This is a genomic window from Enterobacter sp. MGH 37 (assembly GCF_000534515.1).
Lineage (GTDB): Bacteria > Pseudomonadota > Gammaproteobacteria > Enterobacterales > Enterobacteriaceae > Enterobacter > Enterobacter kobei.
On sequence record NZ_KI973206.1, the window covers coordinates 2,048,077 to 2,072,658 of the forward strand.

Here is a 24,582-nt window from a genome sequence, read left to right on the forward strand (position 1 = left end):
CGTAAGCAAAAATTCATGAGCCGTTTGTTGTTTCAAAATTGTTAACAATTTTGTAAAATGCGGGCGGATAGAACGACCCGGTGGACGACGGGTATAAATTAAGAGGTCATGATGAGCACAGAAATCAAAACTCAGGTCGTAGTACTTGGGGCAGGCCCGGCAGGTTATTCCGCAGCATTCCGCGCCGCGGATTTAGGTCTGGAAACCGTCATCGTAGAACGTTACAGCACCCTCGGTGGTGTTTGTCTGAACGTCGGCTGTATCCCTTCTAAAGCGCTGCTGCACGTCGCGAAAGTGATCGAAGAAGCCAAAGCGCTGGCTGAACACGGTATCGTCTTCGGCGAGCCGAAAACCGATATCGACAAAATTCGTACCTGGAAAGAGAAAGTTATCACTCAGCTGACCGGCGGTCTGGCGGGTATGGCCAAAGGCCGTAAAGTGAAAGTGGTAAACGGTCTGGGTAAATTCACCGGTGCGAACACCCTGGAAGTGGAAGGCGAAAACGGCAAAACCGTGATCAACTTCGACAACGCGATCATCGCGGCAGGTTCTCGCCCAATCGAACTGCCATTCATTCCACATGAAGATCCGCGCGTGTGGGATTCCACCGATGCACTGGAGCTGAAAACTGTTCCTAAGCGCCTGCTGGTTATGGGCGGCGGTATCATCGGTCTGGAAATGGGTACCGTGTACCATGCGCTGGGTTCAGACATTGACGTGGTTGAAATGTTCGACCAGGTTATCCCGGCTGCAGACAAAGACATCGTTAAAGTCTTCACCAAACGTATCAGCAAGAAATTCAACCTGATGCTGGAAACCAAAGTAACTGCCGTTGAAGCCAAAGAAGACGGTATTTACGTTTCCATGGAAGGCAAAAAAGCCCCATCCGAACCACAGCGTTACGACGCCGTGCTGGTGGCTATCGGCCGTGTGCCGAACGGTAAAAACCTCGACGCGGGCAAAGCTGGCGTGGAAGTGGACGACCGTGGCTTTATCCGCGTTGACAAACAGCTGCGCACTAACGTGCCGCACATCTTTGCTATCGGCGATATCGTCGGTCAGCCAATGCTGGCGCACAAAGGTGTTCACGAAGGTCACGTTGCCGCTGAAGTTATCGCCGGCATGAAACACTACTTCGATCCGAAAGTGATCCCATCTATCGCGTACACCGAGCCAGAAGTGGCATGGGTGGGTCTGACTGAGAAAGAAGCGAAAGAGAAAGGCATCAGCTACGAAACCGCCACCTTCCCGTGGGCTGCTTCTGGCCGTGCTATCGCTTCCGACTGCGCAGACGGTATGACCAAACTGATCTTCGACAAAGAGACTCACCGCGTGATCGGTGGTGCGATTGTCGGGACCAACGGCGGCGAGCTGCTGGGTGAAATCGGTCTGGCGATCGAAATGGGTTGTGACGCGGAAGACATCGCGCTGACCATCCACGCTCACCCGACTCTGCACGAGTCCGTGGGCCTGGCGGCAGAAGTGTTTGAAGGTAGCATCACCGACCTGCCAAACGCGAAAGCGAAGAAGAAATAAGTTTCTTCAGATGAAAAAAGCGGCTCAGGCCGCTTTTTTTATGCACTGCGTTCAGGGTGCCACAGGCTGCCAGGTTTTATCCGGGCTATACGCGGTCATCGCCCGGACTTTCTGCTCAGAATCGCGGCCGAGATCGGACTGGTAAACCTTGTCGTTCTGGTTTATCACGAAGCTCATCACGCCGGTTTGACCATAGCTGACCGGCCAGGCCACCATCGCGAAACCGTTATTATCCGGCAGGATGCGGAAGCGATAGCCGTGGTATCCCGCCCCAGGCTCTTTCGGACTGAACGCCGGACCAAGTGGGCTTGGCGTTTCGCCTGGCGAGACGGGCCAGTACAAACCATCCTTTTTCCCGTCCGCGCTGACAATTTTCTGCGCGTATTTCTGGTTCAGCGCAAAATAGTTCTGCTGGGCATCCACATAGGCATGTAAGGCTTCAATGGCGGCAAGCTCGTTACGCCCAATCTCGCGGGTCAGGATCTCCTCGGCCCCTTCTTTCATGTCAAATTGCCAGCCAGAAGCGGTTTTAACCACCGGGATGGGAAGCTGCCAGCCGCTGTCTCCGACAGCAAGATGTGCTGTGTTACCCTCGACAACCGTGTTGTGCCGGACTTTCCAGTCGCGCAGGAAGCGAGCAACGGCATCAGGATCTACCCCTTCAGGCGGCAGAAAGTCACGCCAGTTTTCGCCGAGCAGATTGCTCATCGCACTTTCGTTTTGCTCGCTGATGGCGCTGGCCAGCGCATCTGTTGCCTGTTCTGGCGTGCTGAAAGATTGCTGCGCCATCGCGGACGCCGACATCATGAACACCACCATTCCACAGAGAAGTTTATTTTTCATGTTTGCTCCCTTAACGATGACGGAATTCACGGTGTTCAACACGTCCGGCAGATGCCTGACGCGGCGGCTGATGACGGGCAGCCAGTTGTCTGCTTTGCGAACCACGCTGCTGCTGGGCTTGCCAGTTGGCGGAGCGACTGTCGTTACCGCTCAGCGCATTCGCCCGGGGCTGACTGGTTCTCTGCTGGAGCGCGTGTTGCTGCGCAGGTTGTGAGATTCGTTTCTCCTGTCGCTGCGTTGCGGTCTGGCGGTTTTCGCGCTGCTGTGTGGTTGTCCGCTTCGCCGTCTGAGGTTTGGTGTCATAGCCACGGTAGTTACTGCGCTGAGAAATCTGCTTCAGCTGTTCGCTTGAGGCCTGCCGCTGTGCATCTCTAATCCCCGGGTGCGCTGTCTGTGGGAAGGTTTTGCCTGTCGATTTCTCCATCTGGCTGAGGGCGGCCTGACGCTGGCTATCGCGGCTAACCGGTTTTTGCTGTGTTGCGCTGAGCCCCGTAGCCGTGTTGGTGGAGTGGAAGCGCGTGTTGAGCTGGTTTGTCGGGTAGGGCACACCTTCCCGATAGGCCGGGTTGTGCTGCCAGGTGCGGCTGGCGTCCGTCAGACGCTGACCACTGATTTTATTAAAGTTCTGAACGTTAATATTGATGTTGTTATCACCGTTGCGATTATAGCCGCCGTGATCCCAGTCATCGTCATGATGGTGATGATCCCAGTCATCATCGTCATCCCAGTCGATATTGCTGAAGATGGCGTAGGTTGTCGCCACGCCCAGGCTAAAGCCTAAGCCTTTCACCAGGCTGTCGGTAAATTGCTCGCCAGGCGAGGGCGGGAGATAGGTTGGCGGATACGCGGTGTTTGGCCAGGTACCGTAAACCGTATTGGGGTTATAGGTAGGGACATAAACAACCTGCGGATCGGCAGATTCAATTTTGATTACCGTTGGGGCGGGCGCGGAAGTCGTGGCTGTCGTTGTCTCAGTGGTGCTGGTTTTCGCTGGCGCCGGTTTTGTCACGGTGGTGACCGTCTGCTGAGGCGTGGATTGTAAAGCGCCGGTCTTCTGCGCCAGCGCGCGCAGGCGCTGAACGGAATCCATCACGTCCTTCGGCTGCGCGAGAAACGCATCGCCGAGGTTTTGTACCCACGGCGGATTTCCGCCCATCAGCGACATTAACTGAGGAAACGCGACCAGCGATTTCACGCTGGGATCCCACGGCTGGCTCGCCACCGCCTGAATCGCGGCATCGCCCTGCATGTTGGGGTTATCTTTTGACCACTGCGCGGCCTGGATAACGTTGGCCGGATAGGTCGATGCCATTAAAATTTGAGACAGCAGCGCGTCCGGATAGAGCGCAATCGGGGCGACCCACTGATCGATTTGCGCGGCCGTGTAAGCTGGTGCGACAACGGGAGCGGGGTGGGCCGCAGGTGTTGCCACCTGTTGTTGGGCGACAGGCGCGGGAGCGACAGGCTCTGATGCACGGCTTTTGACAAACATCACGCCAGAGGCGGCAAACAGCCCGGTACTGCACAGAAGGACGAGCAGATGTGGCTTAAAGGGCAACTTCATATAGTGACTCCAACGAGACAAGCGCTGTGCCGTGAGGCGTTACGGTTGGCGTGAGTATTATTCACCCGTCTTTTACGGTTTTGACTTTTCTTGGGAAGCGTCGATTTTGTCCGGACAAAGAGTGTGAATATTTATTACACAATTATATCGGATGGTTGAAAAACCGCCGGGGTTTCAGAAGGCCGCTCTTGCGAGCGGCCAGCAGCTAGTTGCCGAGGTTGACGACGAACAGCACCGTGATGTCGGATATGTTCCAGCCACCGTGTAGTGCGGTAAGCAGTAAACCGATCGCAACGATCAGCGCAGTGATTCGCATCTCCATTGCATGCGTTCCTGTACAGGCTACGCGGGTTCATTCTTCACCGGGAAAGGCAGAACCAGGCAAGTTGGGATTGCCGCGTAGGTTACGGAACTGCTCCCGGGCCCGGTGACTGGTTGCTACGCCAGCGAAGCAGGCCGGGGAGAAGAGTAATCGACTCAGCGGTCTTTCAGAAGACGAAAAATGAAGTTGAAAGGATTTTTATTCGAAGCAGGAAGGCGCTACGCAAAATCGACATAATGGCTTGCAAGCCAGCGTGGCGTGATGCAAAATTCATCGCGTTGGGATTGCCGCAAATCTGCCAACCCGGTGTGCTACCACCGCAAGGCAACAAATTAACCGCTGTGAGGCGGTTTTTTTGTACCCCGAATTCGTCTCGTTTCCCCGCTACACCATGCTTAACGATTCAGCAAATATTTTAATGTTGCTTTTTTGTAAACAGATTAACACTGTGCAGAAATCCTGCTATGCTGCCCGACGCGGTATCGGGCATTTACCCTACAAACTGCTGTCTCACAGGAGCGTGAAGAGAACGCCCGCCGCATATGACAATGAGAGCGAGGAGAACCGTCGTGCTAGAAGAATACCGTAAGCACGTAGCAGAACGTGCCGCCGAGGGAATTGTACCCAAACCGTTAGATGCAACCCAAATGGCCGCGCTCGTCGAGCTGCTGAAGAACCCGCCTAAGGGCGAAGAAGAATTCCTGTTAGATCTGCTGATCAACCGCGTACCGCCTGGCGTAGATGAAGCTGCCTACGTAAAAGCCGGATTCCTTGCTGCTATCGCCAAAGGCGAAGCCACCTCCCCACTGGTTACTCCTGAAAAAGCCATTGAACTGCTCGGCACTATGCAGGGTGGTTACAACATTCATCCGCTGATTGACGCGCTGGATAACGACACGCTGGCACCGATTGCCGCGAAAGCGCTCTCTTCAACGCTGCTGATGTTCGATAACTTCTACGATGTCGAAGAAAAAGCCAAAGCGGGCAATGTCTATGCGAAGCAGGTGATGCAGTCCTGGGCGGACGCCGAATGGTTCCTCAACCGTCCGGCCCTGGCTGAAAAAATTACCGTGACCGTCTTCAAAGTGACCGGTGAAACCAACACCGATGACCTCTCTCCGGCGCCGGATGCGTGGTCTCGTCCTGATATCCCTCTGCACGCCCTGGCGATGCTGAAGAACGCCCGTGAAGGCATTGAGCCGGATCAGCCGGGTAGCGTCGGCCCGATCAAACAGATCGAAGCGCTTCAGGAGAAAGGTTTCCCGCTGGCCTATGTGGGTGATGTTGTGGGTACCGGTTCTTCCCGTAAGTCCGCAACCAACTCCGTGCTGTGGTTCATGGGTGACGACATTCCGCACGTGCCTAACAAGCGCGGCGGCGGCCTGTGCCTCGGCGGCAAAATTGCCCCTATCTTCTTTAACACCATGGAAGATGCGGGTGCGCTGCCGATTGAAGTGGATGTCAGTAACCTGAACATGGGCGACGTGATTGACGTCTACCCGTATAAAGGCGAAGTGCGTAACCACGACACTAACGAACTGCTGGCAAGCTTCGAGCTGAAAACCGACGTGTTGATCGACGAAGTGCGTGCCGGTGGCCGTATCCCGCTGATCATCGGCCGTGGCCTGACCACCAAAGCGCGTGAAGCGCTGGGCCTGCCGCACTCAGACGTGTTCCGTCACGCGAAAGATGTTGCGGAAAGCAACCGTGGTTATTCGCTGGCGCAGAAAATGGTGGGTCGCGCATGCGGCGTTGCGGGTATTCGCCCTGGCGCATACTGCGAGCCGAAGATGACTTCCGTGGGGTCTCAGGACACCACCGGCCCAATGACCCGTGACGAACTGAAAGACCTGGCGTGCCTGGGCTTCTCTTCTGATCTGGTGATGCAGTCCTTCTGTCACACAGCGGCGTATCCGAAGCCGGTTGACGTGACCACGCACCACACGCTGCCAGACTTCATCATGAACCGTGGCGGTGTCTCCCTGCGTCCGGGTGACGGTGTTATCCACTCCTGGCTGAACCGCATGCTGCTGCCGGATACCGTGGGTACCGGTGGTGACTCCCACACCCGTTTCCCTATCGGTATCTCCTTCCCGGCGGGCTCCGGTCTGGTGGCATTTGCGGCTGCGACCGGCGTGATGCCGCTGGATATGCCGGAATCAGTGCTGGTGCGCTTCAAAGGTAAAATGCAGCCGGGTATCACCCTGCGCGACCTGGTTCACGCGATCCCGCTGTATGCGATTAAACAGGGCCTGCTGACCGTTGAGAAGAAAGGGAAGAAAAACATCTTCTCTGGCCGCATTCTGGAAATCGAAGGTCTGCCGGATCTGAAAGTGGAGCAGGCGTTCGAGCTGACCGATGCCTCCGCTGAGCGTTCTGCGGCGGGCTGTACCATCAAGCTGAACAAAGAGCCGATTATTGAGTATCTGACCTCCAACATCGTGCTGCTGAAGTGGATGATTGCAGAAGGCTACGGCGACCGTCGTACGCTGGAGCGTCGTATCCAGGGCATGGAGAAATGGTTGGCGGATCCGCAGCTGCTGGAAGCGGACGCTGACGCAGAGTATGCGGCAGTGATCGACATCGATCTGGCGGATATCAAAGAGCCAATCCTGTGTGCACCGAACGATCCTGACGATGCGCGTCTGCTCTCTGATGTGCAGGGCGATAAGATCGACGAAGTGTTCATCGGCTCCTGCATGACCAACATCGGTCACTTCCGTGCTGCCGGTAAGCTGCTGGATACCCATAAAGGCCAGCTGCCGACCCGCCTGTGGGTGGCACCGCCAACCCGTATGGATGCCGCACAGCTGACGGAAGAAGGTTACTACAGCGTGTTTGGTAAGAGTGGTGCGCGTATCGAAATCCCAGGTTGTTCCCTGTGTATGGGTAACCAGGCGCGCGTGGCGGACGGTGCGACGGTGGTCTCCACCTCTACCCGTAACTTCCCGAACCGTTTAGGTACCGGTGCGAACGTTTACCTGGCTTCTGCGGAGCTGGCTGCGGTTGCGGCGCTGATTGGCAAGCTGCCAACGCCGGAAGAGTACCAGACCTTTGTGGCTCAGGTAGATAAGACGGCGGTGGACACCTATCGCTATCTGAACTTCGACCAGCTCTCTCAGTACACCGAGAAGGCTGACGGGGTTATCTTCCAGACCGCGGTATAAACGGCAAAACCGTCTCTGTTGAGACGGTTTTTAGTGTTTGCACCCTCTCCCGTGGGAGAGGGACGGGGTGAGGGCATCAGGCCGCTGGGTCTTGCTCTCACTTTTTATTTTCATTCCTCCCGCCTCTCCCGCTTTTTTTCTTCCTCTCTGCTGCGATAATTACCCTAATGGCTTTGCAGAGGAAAATACTATGGATTACGAATTTCTGCGCGACATCACCGGAGTGGTGAAAGTGCGTATGTCGATGGGGCACGAAGCCGTTGGCCACTGGTTTAACGAAGAGGTGAAAGAGGATCTCGCGCTGCTGGATGAAGTTGAACAGGCGGCGAAGACGGTAAAAGGCAGTGAACGCTCCTGGCAACGTGCCGGACATGAATACACGCTGTGGATGGATGGCGAAGAGGTGATGGTGCGCGCCAACCAGCTGGAGTTTTCGGGTGATGAGATGGAAGAGGGGATGAGCTACTACGATGAAGAGAGCCTGTCGCTGTGCGGCGTCGAGGACTTTTTGCAGGTGGTAGCTGCGTACCGGGCGTTTATGAAACAGAAGTAACGGAAATTCCCTCCGGAGAGTACCGGAGGGAATCTGCGGGTTTTACGCTACAGTAAAAATCTCACAAAATTAGCGGTAGGGTTGGTCGCTGCAACGGGCGTTGCCCTCCCGGCGCTGAACGACCACGCCTGGCATTGAGACGCGACTGGCATACCGTCGTTACGTACAAGGAATTTCACCCCACCCGGGTTTTGCGGCGGATCGCTGACCGGCATTCCGCAGGCGATCAGAAAATCAATGTCGCTGTTTTTGCTCTGCAGCTCCGCTATCCGTTGCTCCCAGCCCGCCGGGCGAACATTCCCCTGCGTGAAGTAATCCAGACAGATATCAATGCTGAACGGCTTATCGCCCGCATAAGTATTGGTGAAGTAATCGGTGACAACGATCCCATGCAATGATTCTGCCGACACTTCGCTGCTGTCGCCGATATGAATGATCTGACCATCCGGCAATTGGGCAGAAATATGCCCCGGGATCGCGTGGCCGTCCGTCTGAGGAAAGAAATCAATCGTGGAAACGTAGCGTTTCGGCCACATCGTCAGGGATTTATCGCTACGGGTATTTTGCCCGCACAGCAGCCAGTTCACGGCGTGAAAAACGGCGTCGTGGCAGGGCGTCTTCTCACTCTCGTCATCGTCTCGATACAGGATGGCACAGGTTCCCGCCAGAAAGGTGATGGCAGAGGAGGGATCCCCGGAACGGGCAGGGAAGGCATCAATCAGTCTGTTAACGTAGTCGCTGACATTGCTCATGTAGAAATCACCGAGCTTCATGATGTCATCTTCACTGTGCACATTACTCCAGCGGGTATTCCAGAAGAATTCTGGAAGCGTGACAAAGGTATGGTCCCAGCTGCCGGAGTCGGTTTCCAGTACCGTTTTGAGCTGAGCACTGACCTGACTCAGACGGAACGCCATCCGCTCTTTGGCGTGTGCCAGCAGATCTTCATCCGCCCCTCGCAGGTCGTCTGCCTCGTGCGTAAAGGAGTCAGCACACCAGGAAAGAATTCGAATTGTCATGTTACACCTCGTGATTAATCAGGATAAAAACAGGTTTTTTTCAGCGTTCCGACGTGCTGTCAGGCCCGCCAGAACCTGGCCACCGGCATGGTTCCATTTCGGAAATTCTTCAGCTGCGCCGTTGAAGTCTCCGCTGTTCACTTTGCGCAACAGGGTTGAACTCTTCAGATTGGCTGGCCCCAGGTTAAAGGCGAAGCTCACCAGGGCATCGAACTGGTTCTGGGTGACTTCCACCGTCAGCATGTTGTTGACGTCATGCTCAAAACGCTGCAAGTCCTCACGTAGGATCTGCTCCGCGTCTTCAGCGGTGATGGTTCGCGTGCCGCCTGGTGGGATCGGGTTTTCGACATGGCCATAACCGATGGTTGGAATGCCGACGGCATCTTTGTAGGTGGTTAAACGCAGGCCTTCATACTGTTTGATAAGGGCAATGCCGCCATTGCCCGTTGTTTTCAAAGCATCACTCATGGTTTTTCTCCTTTACGGGGACGGGAGTCATACGGTGGATGAATTCATCAAGCAGGCGCAGTACCGCTTCTGGCGGCTCCTGAGCGACAAAATCAATTTCAATATCAATGTTTTGGGTGTCCGTTTTACCTTCATGGGGCTGGGGCGCCATGGTGACGAGGAAGTGGCCACGCTCTCCCTGTCCCGTTAGCGTGCTTATGGATTCGGTTGCATCACCGCGAACGGTCAGGCGCATCTTCATTCTCTCCATCGAGAGATTGCGCGGTGGTGCAAGCGTTACCAGCGGCACGTTCAAACGATGCTCATCATCCAGCTGAAGCTCGGCGTAGTCGGGTTTGTAGCTACCGTCCGGAGCCTGCTCAAACAACTGGGAGAGCACGGCGATGTACTGATGGGTCATATACTGGTTGGCACTGAAAGCCGCGTGCTGGAGCCCTTGTACCAGGGTATCTAAGCCCATAGCGTGGTTGCCCTTGTTGCCGGCAGGAGGCGGCGGCGTACCGTTATCGCCTCCACCGGCACCGCCTTTATTTCCCCCGTCATTGCCTCCGGTGTTGCCGTTTTCGCCGGAGGGAGCATGGGACGGCGTTATGTCCGGTGGATCTTCTGATGACAGCGTTGTCGGTTTATCCGCCGGGGTTTCGGGACTGGTTTCAGGCGTTACAGCGTCGGGCGATTTACGGCTGAACCAGAATCGACGTGAATCAGGCATGCTTTTTCTCCTTCAGGCAGGTGTCCGTTAGCCGGGCACCTGCCTGGGGTATTAAATGCGTTTGAATGTGTGGTGTGGGTTAACCGTTACCCCCTTGAGGCGGCGCGACCGGGGCAGGGGCCGGTGCTGGGGTAATCAGACCTGAACTGTTGGTGGCAGGCAGTGTGGCAGGCTGATCTTCTGCGCGTTGTGCCGGTTTGGTGGCAGCATTTGTCAGATAATCGACCACGCGGCTGAGCGCCTCCGGCATCGGCTGACGTTTTACAGAGGTGTGGATGGAGTATTTGGCTCGGGTATCGGTCGAGCGGGTCTGTTCTGACTTATGGCTAACACTCCCCTTCACGCTGACGGAGAATGGACCCCAGCCGATTTTGCCCTCCAGGGAGCCTTCCTGGCTGCTGCTTTCGTTGCTGGCTGCGCTCTGGTGGATCTCAAGCTCGAAGTCGATAGTCCCTTCTTCGATACAGATGATGGGATGCACGACTGCCGCGAGCAGAGGAATACGCATGACTTTGGTCTGCGTACCGGTCGTCACGCCTTTCTCATCGACGAGCGTTTCCTCATAATCAAACTGTACCGAAACGGCCTTGCCGTCCTTAATACAGACACTTAATAAGAAATCGGTATAACTTTTTGCTGCCTGGGTTTGGGCTTTAATCATTGCCTGTAGTGGCGCAGAAATCATACTGTCTAGCGGCAATGAACTAATAACTGAACCTATAAATCCGGCATCAACATTTGCATCTGGCATAATTCATTCCTCGATATTTTGGTGGTTGCAGAATATGTCTGCCCCTTAATCATGGATATCGATGAATAAAGCATCTATGAGCGTAAAGTAATGTTTTCAGAAATCATTCCGTCTGTATGGGGTGGTCTGTATCGAAAGTTACATGGCGAAATGTGACGGGCTGTGCTTAATAAATTAAACCGGCATTACTCCTGCAATTGAAAATTTCATCTGGTGTTATTGCTTTTCATCGCACAGCAGCTCTCGCGTTGAGGTCTGTATGAGGTTTTTAAGTGCCGCTAACAAGATAACGATTATTTAAGTGGGACGACAATGAATATACTTATTTATGATGAATTGCCGCTGTTCATTCATGGCATCCGATGCCTTTGGGCTGAACTTGCGCCCGCACTACATATCACAGCAGCACATAGCGAAGATGAGGTCTGGAAAGGTTTAATAAAAAACCGGGCTGATATTATTATTCTGGATGCTGATTACGAGATTGAGAAAAAAATAGCATTATTAACGCAGTTAACATCACAGGCGGATCATGTTTTCGTGTTGATGAACTTTTCACGGCTGGATAATGTAAACCCGATTTATTTTTTGGAGAATGGCGCTGCCGGGATTTTGACAAAGAAAATGGAGTCGGAAGAGTTATTGCAGGCGATCGAATGGGTGCGGCAAGGGAGAATATATTTACCGGATAGTTGCCTGCGTGAGCATAAATTAATACGAATGCATAATTCCCCGCCCCCTTTGCGCACACTCTCACCCCGGCAGCGCGAGATCCTGCATCTTGTTGTCCAGGGACACAGTAATAAACAAATTTGTCGTGTGCTGGGGATTGCGGAAGGAACGGTTAAGAATCATCTCCATGCCTTGTTTCGTCAACTGGGTGTCAGAAATCGTACGGAAGCGGCGATGATACTGGCACAAACGCCGGTTTAAGAAACAAACAAAATAATAAAGAAGGAAAAATCATCGCTTTTCCTTCTTTATCCGTTTGCATGCGTGTTACACGGCAGGAATATTGCGGCCGTAGTAGATTTCCCGCATCTCTTTCCAGAGCAGGTCGGTAATGGCCTTGCGCTCGTCTTCGCTCAAATCTTCTGGCCGGGTGTGGAACATGTAGTGCTTAAGGTCAAACTCCTTAAGTAACATCTTGGTATGGAAGATGTTTTCCTGATACACGTTCACATCCATCATGTCATACAGCGACTTCATGTCGTCAGACATAAAGTTCTGGATGGAGTTGATCTCATGGTCGATGAAGTGCTTCATCCCGTTGATATCGCGGGTGAAGCCGCGCACGCGATAATCAATGGTCACGATGTCCGATTCCAGCTGGTGGATTAAATAGTTCAGCGCGTTCAGCGGGGAAATCACGCCACAGGTCGACACTTCTATGTCAGCCCGGAAAGTACACAGCCCACCTTCCGGGTGGCTCTCCGGATAGGTGTGCACGCAGATATGGCTTTTATCGAGGTGCGCGACGACCACTTCCGGCAGCGGGCCCGGATGCTCCGTTTTGTCGATAAGCTTAGGGTCGACCGGCTCTTCGCTGACCAGAATGGTCACGCTGGCACCCTGGGGTTCGTAATCCTGACGTGCAATGTTCAGGATGTTGGCGCCAATGATTGAACAGGTTTCTGTCAGGATCTCGGTCAGACGGTTGGCGTTGTAGAGTTCGTCGATATAGGCGATGTAACCATCGCGTTCTTCCGCTGTTTTGGCATAGCAGATATCGTAAATACAAAAACTCAGGCTTTTGGTCAGGTTGTTAAAGCCATGCAGTTTAAGCTTTTTCAATTAGCTCACCCCCTTAGTGGATAATGCGTCTTGCAGGTACTGCGGCAGCGCAAACGCGGCGGTATGAATTGCCGGGTTGTAGTAGCGGCATGTGAGCCCAGCCTGATGGAAGCGGGCCTGAATAATTTCAGTCGAGAGGTGGCGCAGCACGTCGTTATCCGTCGCCCAGGCAAAGGTCATGATCCCGCCGTAATAGGTAGGAATGGCCGCCTGATAGAAGCTGACGTCAGAAAAATAGGTGCTGAGCTTGCGATGGCTGTCGAGCGCTTCATCCTGCTGCAGGAAGCAGACGCCGTTTTGTGCGACAAAGATCCCGCCAGGGTTCAGGCAGCGCTTACAGCCTTCGTAGAACGAGGAGGTAAACAGCGATGCACCCGGGCCGATAGGGTCGGTGCAGTCGGAGATAATGACGTCAAAGGTCTGCGAGGTCTGGTTAACGAAGTTAACGCCGTCGTCAATCACCAGGTTAAACCGCGGATCGTCATAGCTACCGGCATTGTGGTTGGGCAGGTACTGACGGCAGAAAGAGACCACACCCGCGTCGATCTCGACCATCGTAATGGTTTCAATCGATTGATGACGGGACACTTCACGCAGCATTGCGCCGTCGCCACCGCCGATAATCAGAACGTGTTTCGCGTGCCCGTGCGCCAGCAGCGGAACGTGGGTCATCATCTCGTGATAGATAAACTCGTCACGCTCGGTCGTTTGTACTACGCCATCCAGTGCCATGACGCGGCCAAAAGCGGCATTCTCAAAGATGATGAGATCCTGGTGATCGGTTTTCTCATGATAGAGCACGTTATCAACGGCAAAATACTGACCAAACTGGTCATGCAGTGTTTCATGCCACAACGTGTGGTCGGCCATACGCGGACTCCTCCTTTGTTAACATCCGTAACACTCATAAAAAATGAGCGAAACATGATAGCTAACTATAACCATGGTTGCACGGTTATAGGGTGAACAGGGGGCGTCGGGAAGATTATTTCACGTAGGCGAGCAGGCTGAGTGAATCGCGAGCCAGCGCTTTGCATTTTTTAGCCGTGGGAATGCCAATACCGCTCAAGTCACGGTAACTGTCTTCACCGAGCGCCTTCATGTCAAAGCTGTCGTAGTTGCTGAGATCCCATTGGTTCTGCTGGGCGAAAAAGACCAGCGCACGGCGAATTTGCCCGTTGGGTAAATTCTGGTAGCCACAATCATTTTTCAGGAATACAAAAACCGCCGTCAGGTCGGCCATATCTTCCGCTTCATTTTCACTGAGCGCATAGCTGTTCGCACACATTGCCATCAGGCTACCGAACAAAATTGTCCTGAAAAACGTCTTCATTGCTTCTACCACTTCTTCACGGAAAATTAACGTTAGCATACTTGATGCCAGTGCGACGATCTTTATTATTGCCGCCCGACTTGACCTTCCGGTAAGGGGAGGGTTTATGCTCAAAAGATCGCCTGCTGGAAATAAGGAAATGAACATGCAACGTCGTGATTTTTTAAAATATTCCGTTGCGCTGGGGGCTGCCAGCGCACTACCACTCTGGAGCCGCGCCGTTTTCGCGGCTGAAAGACCTGCCTTACCCATCCCTGATTTACTGACCGCTGACGCCCGTAGCCGTATCCAGCTCGTTGTTCAGTCCGGTCAAACATCCTTTGGCGGGCACAACGCCACGACGTGGGGCTATAACGGCAATTTGCTCGGTCCGGCGCTTCAGCTACGTAAAGGGAAAGCGGTGACGGTGGATATCCACAACACGCTCGCAGAAGAGACGACGCTTCACTGGCACGGGCTGGAAGTGCCGGGTGAAGTCGACGGTGGACCACAGGGCATTATCAAGGCCGGTGGTAAACGTAGCGTGACTTTTACGCCCGAGCAGCGTGCGGCGACCTGCTGGTTCCATCCGCATCAGCATGGCAAAACCGGCCATCAGGTGGCGATGGGGCTGGCCGGGCTGGTGCTGATTGAAGACGATGAAAACCGCCTGCTGCGTCTGCCGAAACAGTGGGGCATCGATGATGTGCCGGTGATTGTGCAGGACAAAAAATTCACCGCAGACGGGCAGATTGACTACCAGCTGGACGTCATGAGCGCGGCGGTCGGCTGGTTCGGGGATACGCTGCTGACCAACGGTGCGATTTACCCTCAGCACGCCGCGCCAAAAGGCTGGCTGCGTTTACGTCTGCTTAACGGCTGTAATGCGCGTTCCCTTAATTTTGCGACCAGTGATAAACGCCCTTTGTACGTGGTCGCCAGCGACGGGGGGCTTCTGCCCGAGCCAGTTAAAGTGGATGCGCTGCCGATGCTCATGGGGGAGCGCTTTGAGGTGCTGGTGGATATCAGCGACGGCAAGGCGTTTGACCTGGTGACCCTCCCGGTCAGCCAGATGGGGATGGCGGTTGCGCCATTTGATAAGCCGCATCCAGTGTTACGCATTCAGCCGTTACTGGTTACCGCGTCGGGCACGCTGCCGGATACGTTAACCACGCTGCCTGCACTCCCGTCGCTTGACGGGCTCACGCAACGCAAGCTTCAGCTCTCCATGGACCCGATGCTCGACATGATGGGCATGCAGGCGCTGATGAAGAAGTATGGCAATCAGGCAATGGCGGGAATGCAACACGGTCAGATGATGGGCCATATGAATATGGACCACGGCAAAATGGGCGGCATGGATCATGGCGGCCATGGCTTTGATTTCCACAACGCCAATAAGATCAACGGTAAAGCGTTTGATATGAACACGCCGATGTTTGCCGCTACAAAAGGGCAGTTTGAGCGCTGGGTGATTTCAGGCGAAGGCGACATGATGCTGCACCCGTTCCACATCCACGGCACGCAGTTCCGCATTCTTTCTGAGAACGGCAACGCGCCGGATGCGCATCGCGAAGGCTGGAAGGACACCGTGAGAGTGGAGGGCGGCGTGAGCGAGGTGCTGGTGAAGTTTGACCACGACGCGCCGAAGGAGTTTGCCTACATGGCGCATTGCCATCTGCTGGAGCATGAAGATACGGGGATGATGCTCGGTTTTACCGTATAAAAAAAGCCGGGTGGCGGCTTCGCCTTACCCGGCCTACTTTTCGCTGGTGCGGCCTGATGCCCTCACCCTGACCCTCTCCCACGGGGAGAGGGAACAGACACTAAAAACGGCAACTTTCGTTGCCGTTTTGCTTTTACCTTGCGTCGTCAGGCAGCGCATACGCGACGATATAGTCGCCCATCTTCGTGCCAAACGAACCGTGACCACCCGCAGAGATAACAACGTACTGCTTGCCATTCACTTCATAGGTCATCGGCGTTGCCTGTCCACCCGCAGGCAGACGGCCTTGCCACAGTTTCTCACCGTTGGTCATGTTGTACGCGCGCAGGTAGTTATCTGCGGTTGCCGCGATGAACAGCACGTTACCGGCGGTAGAGATTGGGCCACCCAGCATTGGCATACCCATATTGAACGGCACCGGAACCGGCATCGGGAACGGCATGCTGTCCTGTGGCGTACCAATACGTTTTTTCCACACAATCTGGTTGGTTTTCAGATCCAGACCGGAGATGTAACCCCAGGCAGGCTGTTTACACGGCAGACCAAACGGTGACAGGAACGGGTTCAGGGTCACGCCATACGGTACGCCATACTGCGGCTGGATACCGGCTTCGGTACCGCTACCTTTCGCATCTTTCGGCTGCTCCATTGGGTTGCCCGGACCGCGTGGGATCAGGCGGGAAACGAACGGCAGCGCCATTGGGTTGGCAATAGCAACCTGACGGTTCGGGTCGACGGAAATACCGCCCCATTCGAACATCCCCAGGTTACCCGGGAAGACCAGCGTGCCCTGCTCAGAAGGTGGTGTGAAGATGCCTTCATAGCGCAGCTGATGGAACATCACGCGGCATACCAGCTGGTCAAACATGGTGGCACCCCACATGTCTGCCCCGCTCAGGTCTTTCTTCGGACGGAAGCTCAGGTCAGAGAACGGCTGCGTTTTAGAGACGTAGTCGCCTTTCGCCGCGCCCTGCGGAACCGGTTTTTCCGGCGCAGGCACAACCAGCTTGCCGTTGCTGCGATCCAGCACGAAGATGTTGCCCGTCTTGGCCGGAGCGTAAATCACCGGAACGGTTTTGCCGTTAACGGTAATGTCGGCCAGCGTCGGCTGGGACGGCATATCCATATCCCACAGATCGTGGTGAACGGTCTGGTAGCTCCAGGCCAGCTTACCGGTGGTCGCGTTCAGCGCCACGATGGCGCTCGCATAGCGCTCCTGCTCCGGCGTACGGTTACCGCCCCAGATATCTGGAGTGGTCACACCCATCGGCAGGTACACCAGGTCCAGCTTCGCGTCATACGCGGCAGGCGCCCAGGAGTTTGGCGAGTTGAAGGTAAACGTGTGTTCGTCTGACGGAATCGCGTTAGGATCTTTCGCGCCCGGATCGAAGGCCCACAGCAGTTTACCGGTATTCACGTCGAAGCCGCGGATCACGCCCGAGGTTTCACGCGTGGAGAAGTTATCCGTCACCGAACCGGCAATCACGATGGTTTTATCGGTGATGATTGGCGGAGAAGTCGGTTCATACAGACCCGGCGTGGTGTCCGGCATGTTGGTCTGCAGATTCAGGATACCTTTGTTGGCGAAGGTTTCGCACAGCTTGCCGGTTTCTGCGTTGATAGCGAACAGACGACCATCGTTGACCGGCAGCATAATGCGGCGCGGACAGTCGGCAATGACTTCCGGGCTGGCATTATCGGCACGCGCTTCATGGTAAGAGACACCGCGGCAGGTCACGTGCTGGAACGACGGGTTGGAGTTCAGCTGTGGATCGAAGTGCCATTTCTCTTTACCGGTGGCCGCGTCGAGCGCGAACAGGCGCTGGTGCGCCGTACACAGATAAAGCATGTTGCCGACTTTAATTGGCGTCACTTCGTTGGTCAGTTCGCCCGGATCGTTCGGCATCTTCAGGTCGCCGGTACGGAATACCCAGGCTTCTTTCAGGTTTTTAACGTTGTCCGCGTTGATCTGCTTAAGCGGGGAGTAACGCTGACCTTCCTGGTTACGGCCATAGGCCGGCCAGTCACCGTCAGCAACCTGCGAGATAGCCGCCGCAGGGGTAGACTCCGCATTCAGCGTCCCGTTGATCTCCTGTGGATCGTTAAAACCGGCCCAGGTGAGCATACCGCCGCTGATGAGCAACGCCACCAGCAGTGCCGCCACGGCACCGCGGGAAGGCACAATCAGGCGACGCCAGACGAACGGCAGGATCAGCCAGATACCGAAGAAGACCAGGATGTCGCTGCGCGGCGTCAGTGCCCAGAAGTCGAAGCCGACTTCCCAGACGCCCCAGATCATGGTTGCGAGGAGTAAAACTGCATACAGCCACAGTGCAGATTGTTTTCTACGCCAGAGCAGGACGGTTACGCCAAGCATAACCAGGCCCGCGATTGGGTAGTACCAGGAGCCGCCGATCGCGACCAGCCAGACGCCACCGATTAACAGGTACAGGCCGCAGAAGGCGGCGAATAACGCTGTTAGTGTCACCAGTAGACGCGGCTGTTTAGAGTGTGTTTCAGCCATAGAAAGTGTACTCGTCAGTTTTTGTTAATAATTTGCTAGCAACTAATTATAGGTATTAACAAGTGTGATCGGAATCACAATATTTGCTTTTTATAACTCATACGCCAGGCTTATCCATTTGCTGATATAATGGCTGGCTTGCGTATCAATGCCTGAAGTGAGTTCATCTGCATTGAGAGATTTTCATTAAAATCATATGGTTAGTAATATGAAACATACTGTTGAAGTGATGATCCCGGAAGCCGAGATCAAAGCGCGTATCGCCGAACTGGGTCGTCAAATCACCGAACATTACAAGGACAGCGGCAGCGAAATGGTGCTGGTTGGTCTGTTGCGTGGCTCTTTCATGTTCATGGCGGACCTGTGCCGTGAAGTGCAGGTGCCTCACGAGGTCGATTTTATGACCGCCTCCAGCTACGGCAGCGGCATGTCCACAACCCGTGATGTGAAAATCCTGAAAGATCTGGATGAAGATATTCGTGGCAAAGACGTGTTGATCGTGGAGGATATTATCGACTCCGGTAACACGCTCTCTAAAGTGCGCGAGATCCTGAGCCTGCGCGAGCCGAAATCACTGGCAATTTGTACGCTGCTGGATAAACCTGACCGTCGCGAAGTGCAGGTCCCGGTAGAGTTTGTCGGTTTCTCCATTCCGGACGAATTCGTGGTGGGTTACGGCATCGACTACGCACAGCGTTATCGTCATCTGCCGTATGTGGGAAAAGTGGTATTACTGGACGAGTAAACGAGTTGGGTGCGGCCTGATGCCCTCACCCCGGCCCTCTCCCACAGGGAGAGGGAGCAAATCCAAAAAACGGCAACCTGGTTGCCGTTTTGCTTTTACCTCGGCGCCACCCGGCTTTTTAACGTGCACTTATTTGTGGTTCACATGCTTAAGCTTGAGGTTGGCAATCCCTGAGCGGTAACGCTGTTCCAGCGTTTCGCGGTTGGTGGCGGTGACTTCCAGATTGCGCAGCAGACCATCGTGAATACCGTACGCCCAGCCGTGGATAGAGACCTTCTGCCCGCGTTTCCACGCTGACTGCATGATGGTCGAATGCCCAAGGTTATACACCTGCTCCATCACGTTGAGTTCGCACAGAGTGTCCATGCGACGCTCCTGCGGCATTTCGCCCAGCAGTGAGCTATGTTTGAACCAGATATCGCGGATGTGCAGCAGCCAGTTATCAATCAATCCCAGTTCCGGGTTTTCAACCGCCGCCTGCACGCCGCCGCAGCCGTAGTGGCCACAAATAATGATGTGCTCGACTTCCAGAACGTCAACGGCATACTGAACCACAGACAGGCAGTTGAGATCGGTGTGAATCACCAGGTTGGCGACATTACGGTGAACAAACAGTTCTCCTGGCTCAAGGCCAGTCAGACGTTCCGCCGGCACGCGGCTGTCGGAACAGCCAATCCAGAGAAAGCGCGGGTTCTGGGCTTGTGCGAGTTTTCCAAAAAATCCGGGGTCTTCCTCCACCAGCATTTTTGACCATAGTGCATTGTTGCTAATGAGTGTATCTATGTCGTTCATGGAGGTTAGCGACCTGTAACCAAGTAATTGCGTTGCGCTACTATAGGGTAACCCGACTTTTAATGAAACCACACAACGTGTGTAAGAACTGAAGGTAAGTTAAATTCATGGCAATTGCACTGGAGCTTGAGCAGCTTAAAAAAACCTATTCGGGTGGCGTTCAGGCGCTACGCGGGATAGATCTTAAAGTAGAGGCCGGGGATTTTTACGCGCTTCTGGGGCCGAATGGGGCAGGGAAATCTACCACCATCGGGATCATCAGCTCGCTGGTGAACAAAACCTCCGGCCGCGTTAGCGTGTTCGGATACGATCTGCAAAAAGATGTGGTTAACGCCAAACGCCAGCTGGGGCTGGTACCGCAGGAGTTCAACTTCAACCCGTTCGAGACGGTGCAGCAGATCGTCGTTAACCAGGCGGGTTATTACGGCGTTGAGCGCAAAGAGGCGCTGGAGCGCAGCGAAAAGTACCTGAAGCAGCTCGACCTGTGGGAAAAACGTAACGAACGTGCGCGGATGTTGTCCGGCGGGATGAAACGTCGCCTGATGATTGCCCGTGCGCTGATGCATGAGCCAAAACTGCTGATCCTCGATGAACCGACCGCGGGTGTGGATATCGAACTGCGCCGCTCGATGTGGGGCTTCCTGAAGGATCTGAACGATAAAGGCACCACCATTATTCTGACTACCCACTATCTGGAAGAGGCTGAAATGCTGTGCCGCAACATCGGCATCATTCAGCACGGCGAGCTGGTGGAAAACACTTCGATGAAAAACCTGCTTTCCAAGCTGAAATCAGAAACCTTTATCCTCGACCTGGCGGCAAAAAGCCCGCTGCCGAAGCTGGAAGGGTACCAGTATCGTCTGGTGGATACCTCGACGCTGGAAGTGGAAGTGCTGCGCGAGCAGGGGATCAACAGCGTGTTCTCTCAGCTGAGCGCGCAGGGGATTCAGGTTTTAAGTATGCGTAACAAAGCGAACCGACTGGAAGAGCTGTTTGTCTCTCTGGTGCAGGATAAACAAGGAGACAAGGCATGACGCATCTTTATTGGGTCGCGCTGAAAAGCATCTGGGCGAAAGAGATTAACCGCTTTATGCGTATCTGGGTGCAAACCCTCGTGCCACCGGTGATCACCATGACGCTCTATTTCATCATCTTCGGTAATCTGATTGGTTCCCGGATTGGTGAGATGCACGGTTTTACCTATATGCAATTTATCGTGCCGGGTCTGATCATGATGGCGGTGATCACCAACGCCTACGCGAATGTGGCGTCGTCGTTCTTTAGCGCCAAATTCCAGCGCAATATTGAAGAGCTGCTGGTGGCACCCGTGCCGACGCATGTGATTATCGCCGGGTACGTGGGCGGCGGCGTAGCGCGCGGTCTGTGCGTGGGGATCCTGGTGACGGCGATTTCGCTGTTCTTCGTCCCGTTCCAGGTCCACTCCTGGCTATTTGTCGCGCTGACGCTGCTTCTGACGGCAATCCTGTTCTCGCTGGCCGGTCTGCTGAACGCGGTATTTGCCAAAACGTTTGACGACATCAGCTTGATCCCGACCTTCGTGCTGACGCCGCTCACCTACCTCGGCGGGGTTTTCTACTCCCTGACGCTGCTGCCGCCCTTCTGGCAGGCGCTGTCGCACCTGAACCCGATCGTCTACATGATCAGCGGCTTCCGCTTTGGCTTCCTCGGTATTACCGATGTACCGCTGTTTACGACGGTGGCGGTGCTGGGGGTATTCATTGTCGCGTTCTACCTGCTGTGCTGGTATCTGATTCAGCGCGGTCGCGGTCTTCGCAGCTAACCTTTTGCCCGGCGACGCTCTGTTTGCCGGGCGCTTTCTTTGACAGTTATCACCGTAAGCTAACCTTCACTCCGCTAAACTACTTGCCTGCTAAGGAGAGAGTTATGCTGGGATGGGTTATCACCTGCCACGATGAACAGGCGCAGGAAATGCTGGACAAGCTTGAGGCCAGATTGGGTCCGCTGGTGCAATGCCGGGCGGTTAATTACTGGCGTGGGTTAAGCACCAACATGCTCAGCCGGATGATGTGCGATGCGCTGCATGAAACAGACACCGGCGACGGGGTAATTTTTCTGACGGATAAATCAGGCGCTGCACCTTATCGGGCCGCCGCGTTGCTGAGCCACAAGCACGAAAATTGTGAAGTGATCTCCGGTATCAGTCTGCCTTTACTCGAAGCCATGTATCCCCTTCGCGCCTCATTAAGCAGCGCGGAGTTTCGTCACGCCATTGTGGGGGAGGGCATGCCTGGGGTGAGCAGCTTGTGGCACCAGCAGCAGAAGAACCCGCCTTTCGTTCTGCTTCACGATCTGTATAAACATTAAACATTGGTATTGATGTCGCTTTTGCTACAATGGCGACTGATTTTCCGTGTCGATTTATATCCTATGTTCATGCGCGTTATCTTTATCCTTTTGCTGCTGGTGTCCGGTGGGGCGTCTGCCAGCCTGGTGAGTCAGCAAGGTCTCCCTGCTCACTATATGCAAACCACTGAGGATGCAGCCATCTGGGCCCAGGTGGGTAACGACGTGGTTAACGTGGGCAATGTGCGCGCCGGGCAGATCCTCGCGGTCTTTCCCGCCGCGGCGGATTATTATGAATTTCGCTTCGGATTCGGCACGGGGTTTATTGATAAAGCGCACCTTGAAAACGTGCAGGGCAAGCAGCGTGTAGAGGACAGTCTGGGCGATCTGAATAAGCCGCTCAGTAACCAAAACCTCATCACCTGGAAAGATACGCCCGTCTATAACGCGCCCAGTAGCGGAAGTGCGCCCTTTGGCACCCTTAGCGCCAACCTGCGTTACCCCATTCTGAATAAGCTCAAAGACCGTCTGAATCAGACGTGGTATCAAATCCGCATTGGCAATCGCCTGGCGTGGATCAGCAGCCTGGATGCGCAGGAAGATAACGGCATCCCGGTTCTCACCTACCACCATATTCTGCGCGACGAAGAAAACACCCGTTTTCGCCATACCTCCACGACCACCAGCGTACGTGCGTTCAGCAACCAGATGACCTGGCTTCGCGATCAGGGATACGCGACGCTGACGATGTACCAGCTGGAAGGCTACGTGCGTAACAAGATGAACCTGCCCGCGAAGGCGGTGGTGATTACGTTTGACGATGGGCTGAAGTCGGTGAGCCGTTACGCTTACCCGGTTTTGAAAGAATATGGCTTCAACGCGACCGCGTTTATTATTTCGTCACGCATCAAAGGTCATCCGCAGAAGTGGGACCCAAAATCGCTGCAGTTTATGAGCGTTCAGGAAATTAAGGGCATACAGGACGTGTTCGACATTCAGTCTCACACTCACTTCCTGCATCGCGTGGATGGGTATAAACACCCGATTTTATTGAGCCGCAGCTATCACGTGATCCTGTTCGATTTTGAACGTTCCCGACGTGCGCTGTCGCAGTTCAACCCGCGCGTGCTGTACCTTTCTTACCCGTTTGGCGGTTATGACAATAAAGCGATCAAGGCAGCGAACGACGCCGGTTTTCATCTGGCGGTAACGACGGTGAAGGGGAAGGTCAAACCGGGGGATAATCCGTTCCTACTGAAACGCCTCTATATCTTAAGAACGGATTCGCTGGAGACGATGTCGCGGCTGATCAGCAATCAGCCGCAGGGGTAGGATTAATTGTAGGAGATGGTGAACACGCCGGAGGCGCTAAACGCGCCGGGGGTGATCATGCTGCCATCTGCGATCAGTTGGGCCACGAAGTTTATCTGCGTCGACGTGGGGACGCCTGTTTCCGTCATAACATATGACGAGTTCGCATCATTGGGAATAAGCTGCGAGTTTCCGTTGTTATACAAGATCTTCACGCCCGCACCTTGCGCCCCTGTTGAAAGCGTATTGCCGAGAAGGTCATGGTCTATACCCGTCAGTTTGGTTGTCGTGAGCTTAGTGGTATATTGCGCCACGCTGGTGCAGTCGTTGAAATTTATGCTAAAAGGCACGTCCTTGACGCGCTTGTATCTGATATCGGAAACAAAATAATCTCCCAGATCCAACGTGTGCGTGCCGTTACCCAGCATAACGATATCACAGGTAGGCAATACGACGGGGATCTGGAATGAGTTCTCATCTATTGTAAATGTCCAGGGCTGGTTATTGCTGTCCGCGGGATCGCCTATCGACATTTTCCCCAGGGTACCCGGTCTCGGTTTTATAACGGTTTCCCTGTTTGGGTTACCCTGGTAGTCATAACCGACGTAGAGAAATATGTACGTATTAAGCCACTTACCGTCCAGCGGTGTATTTGGCCCCCATGCTGCTGTCGTATACCAGCCGGTAGTATTCGTGCCAAAAAGGCCGCCGATTCCGGTGTCGGACGTTTTAACCTTCACGCTGTAATAGATGCCGGGGATATTGGTCGCAAACATGCCCTCATTGTACTTGCTGCCTGCCAGCAGCTCAGGGTTGGTTTGCGCCATCAGATTGTAGCCGTCATTCCCCTTAACCGGACTACAATTTATCTGGATGCCCGGCGTCAGGTTAACGGTAAAGATTTCATTGATATACGCCCCCTGATCGGGTAAGCGAATTGTTGCCCCCGAGTATTCAGAGTTGACCAGTTTTGTTGTACCGCCATAGCCATCACCCATTCGGCATTCTCCCGCCCAACCTGACTGGCAAAAAGAGAAAAGCAGGCCGGTTAAGGCAACCTTCACAGCACCGTTAATAAAGGGGCTGTGTGTGAATTCTTTGAACATTCTCATCCATTT

Annotated in this window: 22 protein-coding genes; 10 read left to right on the forward strand and 12 right to left on the reverse strand. The window is 54.4% G+C overall.

Features of this window, described 5'->3' with window-relative positions; genetic code table 11:
* The first annotated feature begins 111 nt into the window (after positions 1-111).
* Complete coding sequence (lpdA, locus tag L383_RS01630; RefSeq protein ID WP_023332094.1) at positions 112-1,536, forward strand: dihydrolipoyl dehydrogenase; 1,425 nt, start codon at positions 112-114, stop codon at positions 1,534-1,536.
* 51 nt (positions 1,537-1,587) lie between these two features.
* On the opposite strand, the gene L383_RS01625 is transcribed toward lpdA, so the two are convergent.
* A complete protein-coding gene (locus L383_RS01625) occupies positions 1,588-2,379 on the reverse strand; it encodes a DUF2950 family protein (protein WP_023332095.1) in 792 nt (263 codons plus the stop codon).
* A gap of 10 nt (positions 2,380-2,389) precedes the next feature.
* Positions 2,390-3,943 carry a DUF3300 domain-containing protein gene (locus L383_RS01620; RefSeq protein WP_023332096.1) on the reverse strand — a complete coding sequence of 518 codons (1,554 nt, stop codon included), beginning with the start codon at positions 3,941-3,943 and terminating at the stop codon, positions 2,390-2,392.
* Positions 3,944-4,834: 891 nt separating this feature from the next.
* Between L383_RS01620 and acnB the strand changes: the two genes are divergently transcribed.
* A complete protein-coding gene (gene acnB, locus L383_RS01615) occupies positions 4,835-7,432 on the forward strand; it encodes a bifunctional aconitate hydratase 2/2-methylisocitrate dehydratase (protein ID WP_023332097.1) in 2,598 nt (865 codons plus the stop codon).
* A 190-nt stretch (positions 7,433-7,622) separates the two neighbouring features.
* Positions 7,623-7,985: a protein YacL gene (gene yacL / locus L383_RS01610; protein ID WP_014882574.1), complete on the forward strand. Its 363-nt coding sequence runs from the start codon at positions 7,623-7,625 to the stop codon at positions 7,983-7,985.
* 47 nt (positions 7,986-8,032) lie between these two features.
* Here the strand turns inward: yacL and L383_RS01605 are convergent, their stop codons facing one another.
* From L383_RS01605 to L383_RS01590, 4 genes are all read right to left on the reverse strand, one after another.
* Positions 8,033-9,004, reverse strand: a complete 972-nt coding sequence (locus L383_RS01605) for a hypothetical protein (RefSeq protein ID WP_023332098.1) — start codon at positions 9,002-9,004, stop codon at positions 8,033-8,035.
* A gap of 18 nt (positions 9,005-9,022) precedes the next feature.
* Positions 9,023-9,472: a lysozyme gene (locus L383_RS01600; RefSeq protein ID WP_023332099.1), complete on the reverse strand. Its 450-nt coding sequence runs from the start codon at positions 9,470-9,472 to the stop codon at positions 9,023-9,025.
* The gene (locus tag L383_RS01595; RefSeq protein WP_023332100.1) at positions 9,465-10,184 is read right to left on the reverse strand and encodes a DUF2589 domain-containing protein; all 720 of its coding nucleotides are present in this window, start codon (positions 10,182-10,184) and stop codon (positions 9,465-9,467) included. Before L383_RS01595 ends, L383_RS01600 begins: the two co-directional genes overlap by 8 nt.
* A 79-nt stretch (positions 10,185-10,263) precedes the next feature.
* The gene (locus L383_RS01590) at positions 10,264-10,935 is read right to left on the reverse strand and encodes a DUF2589 domain-containing protein (RefSeq protein ID WP_023332101.1); all 672 of its coding nucleotides are present in this window, start codon (positions 10,933-10,935) and stop codon (positions 10,264-10,266) included.
* A gap of 312 nt (positions 10,936-11,247) precedes the next feature.
* Between L383_RS01590 and L383_RS01585 the strand changes: the two genes are divergently transcribed.
* A complete protein-coding gene (locus L383_RS01585; protein WP_023332102.1) occupies positions 11,248-11,868 on the forward strand; it encodes a LuxR C-terminal-related transcriptional regulator in 621 nt (206 codons plus the stop codon).
* Between the two features lie 66 nt (positions 11,869-11,934).
* Here L383_RS01585 and speD read toward each other — a convergent pair whose 3' ends face one another.
* The 3 genes from speD to L383_RS01570 all read right to left on the reverse strand — a co-directional run bounded on the left by speD (position 11,935) and on the right by L383_RS01570 (position 14,062).
* Positions 11,935-12,729: an adenosylmethionine decarboxylase gene (gene speD, locus L383_RS01580; protein ID WP_014882580.1), complete on the reverse strand. Its 795-nt coding sequence runs from the start codon at positions 12,727-12,729 to the stop codon at positions 11,935-11,937.
* Positions 12,730-13,599 (reverse strand): polyamine aminopropyltransferase, encoded by an 870-nt coding sequence (gene speE, locus L383_RS01575; RefSeq protein WP_014882581.1) that lies wholly within the window; start codon positions 13,597-13,599, stop codon positions 12,730-12,732. It abuts the gene before it with no gap.
* A gap of 115 nt (positions 13,600-13,714) precedes the next feature.
* On the reverse strand, positions 13,715-14,062 hold the full coding sequence (locus L383_RS01570; protein ID WP_014882582.1) for a YacC family pilotin-like protein: 348 nt from the start codon (positions 14,060-14,062) through the stop codon (positions 13,715-13,717).
* Between the two features lie 145 nt (positions 14,063-14,207).
* On the opposite strand from L383_RS01570, the gene cueO reads away from it, so the two are divergent.
* On the forward strand, positions 14,208-15,767 hold the full coding sequence (gene cueO, locus L383_RS01565; RefSeq protein WP_032629726.1) for a multicopper oxidase CueO: 1,560 nt from the start codon (positions 14,208-14,210) through the stop codon (positions 15,765-15,767).
* Positions 15,768-15,900: 133 nt separating this feature from the next.
* Here cueO and L383_RS01560 read toward each other — a convergent pair whose 3' ends face one another.
* Positions 15,901-18,291: a glucose/quinate/shikimate family membrane-bound PQQ-dependent dehydrogenase gene (locus tag L383_RS01560; protein ID WP_023332104.1), complete on the reverse strand. Its 2,391-nt coding sequence runs from the start codon at positions 18,289-18,291 to the stop codon at positions 15,901-15,903.
* Positions 18,292-18,499: 208 nt separating this feature from the next.
* Here L383_RS01560 and hpt point away from each other — a divergent pair, with 208 nt between their 5' ends.
* Positions 18,500-19,036, forward strand: a complete 537-nt coding sequence (hpt, locus tag L383_RS01555; protein WP_014882585.1) for a hypoxanthine phosphoribosyltransferase — start codon at positions 18,500-18,502, stop codon at positions 19,034-19,036.
* Positions 19,037-19,165: 129 nt separating this feature from the next.
* On the opposite strand, the gene can is transcribed toward hpt, so the two are convergent.
* On the reverse strand, positions 19,166-19,828 hold the full coding sequence (can, locus tag L383_RS01550) for a carbonate dehydratase (RefSeq protein WP_014882586.1): 663 nt from the start codon (positions 19,826-19,828) through the stop codon (positions 19,166-19,168).
* Between the two features lie 107 nt (positions 19,829-19,935).
* Here can and L383_RS01545 point away from each other — a divergent pair, with 107 nt between their 5' ends.
* From L383_RS01545 to L383_RS01530, 4 genes are all read left to right on the forward strand, one after another.
* On the forward strand, positions 19,936-20,862 hold the full coding sequence (locus L383_RS01545) for an ABC transporter ATP-binding protein (RefSeq protein ID WP_023332105.1): 927 nt from the start codon (positions 19,936-19,938) through the stop codon (positions 20,860-20,862).
* On the forward strand, positions 20,859-21,629 hold the full coding sequence (locus L383_RS01540) for an ABC transporter permease (protein ID WP_023332106.1): 771 nt from the start codon (positions 20,859-20,861) through the stop codon (positions 21,627-21,629). The genes L383_RS01545 and L383_RS01540 overlap by 4 nt, the downstream gene beginning before the upstream one ends.
* A gap of 104 nt (positions 21,630-21,733) precedes the next feature.
* Complete coding sequence (locus tag L383_RS01535; RefSeq protein ID WP_023332107.1) at positions 21,734-22,174, forward strand: PTS sugar transporter subunit IIA; 441 nt, start codon at positions 21,734-21,736, stop codon at positions 22,172-22,174.
* A 63-nt stretch (positions 22,175-22,237) separates the two neighbouring features.
* On the forward strand, positions 22,238-23,485 hold the full coding sequence (locus tag L383_RS01530; protein WP_014882590.1) for a polysaccharide deacetylase family protein: 1,248 nt from the start codon (positions 22,238-22,240) through the stop codon (positions 23,483-23,485).
* 2 nt (positions 23,486-23,487) lie between these two features.
* On the opposite strand, the gene L383_RS01525 is transcribed toward L383_RS01530, so the two are convergent.
* Positions 23,488-24,570: a fimbrial protein gene (locus L383_RS01525; RefSeq protein WP_157860792.1), complete on the reverse strand. Its 1,083-nt coding sequence runs from the start codon at positions 24,568-24,570 to the stop codon at positions 23,488-23,490.
* Positions 24,571-24,582 lie beyond the last annotated feature (12 nt).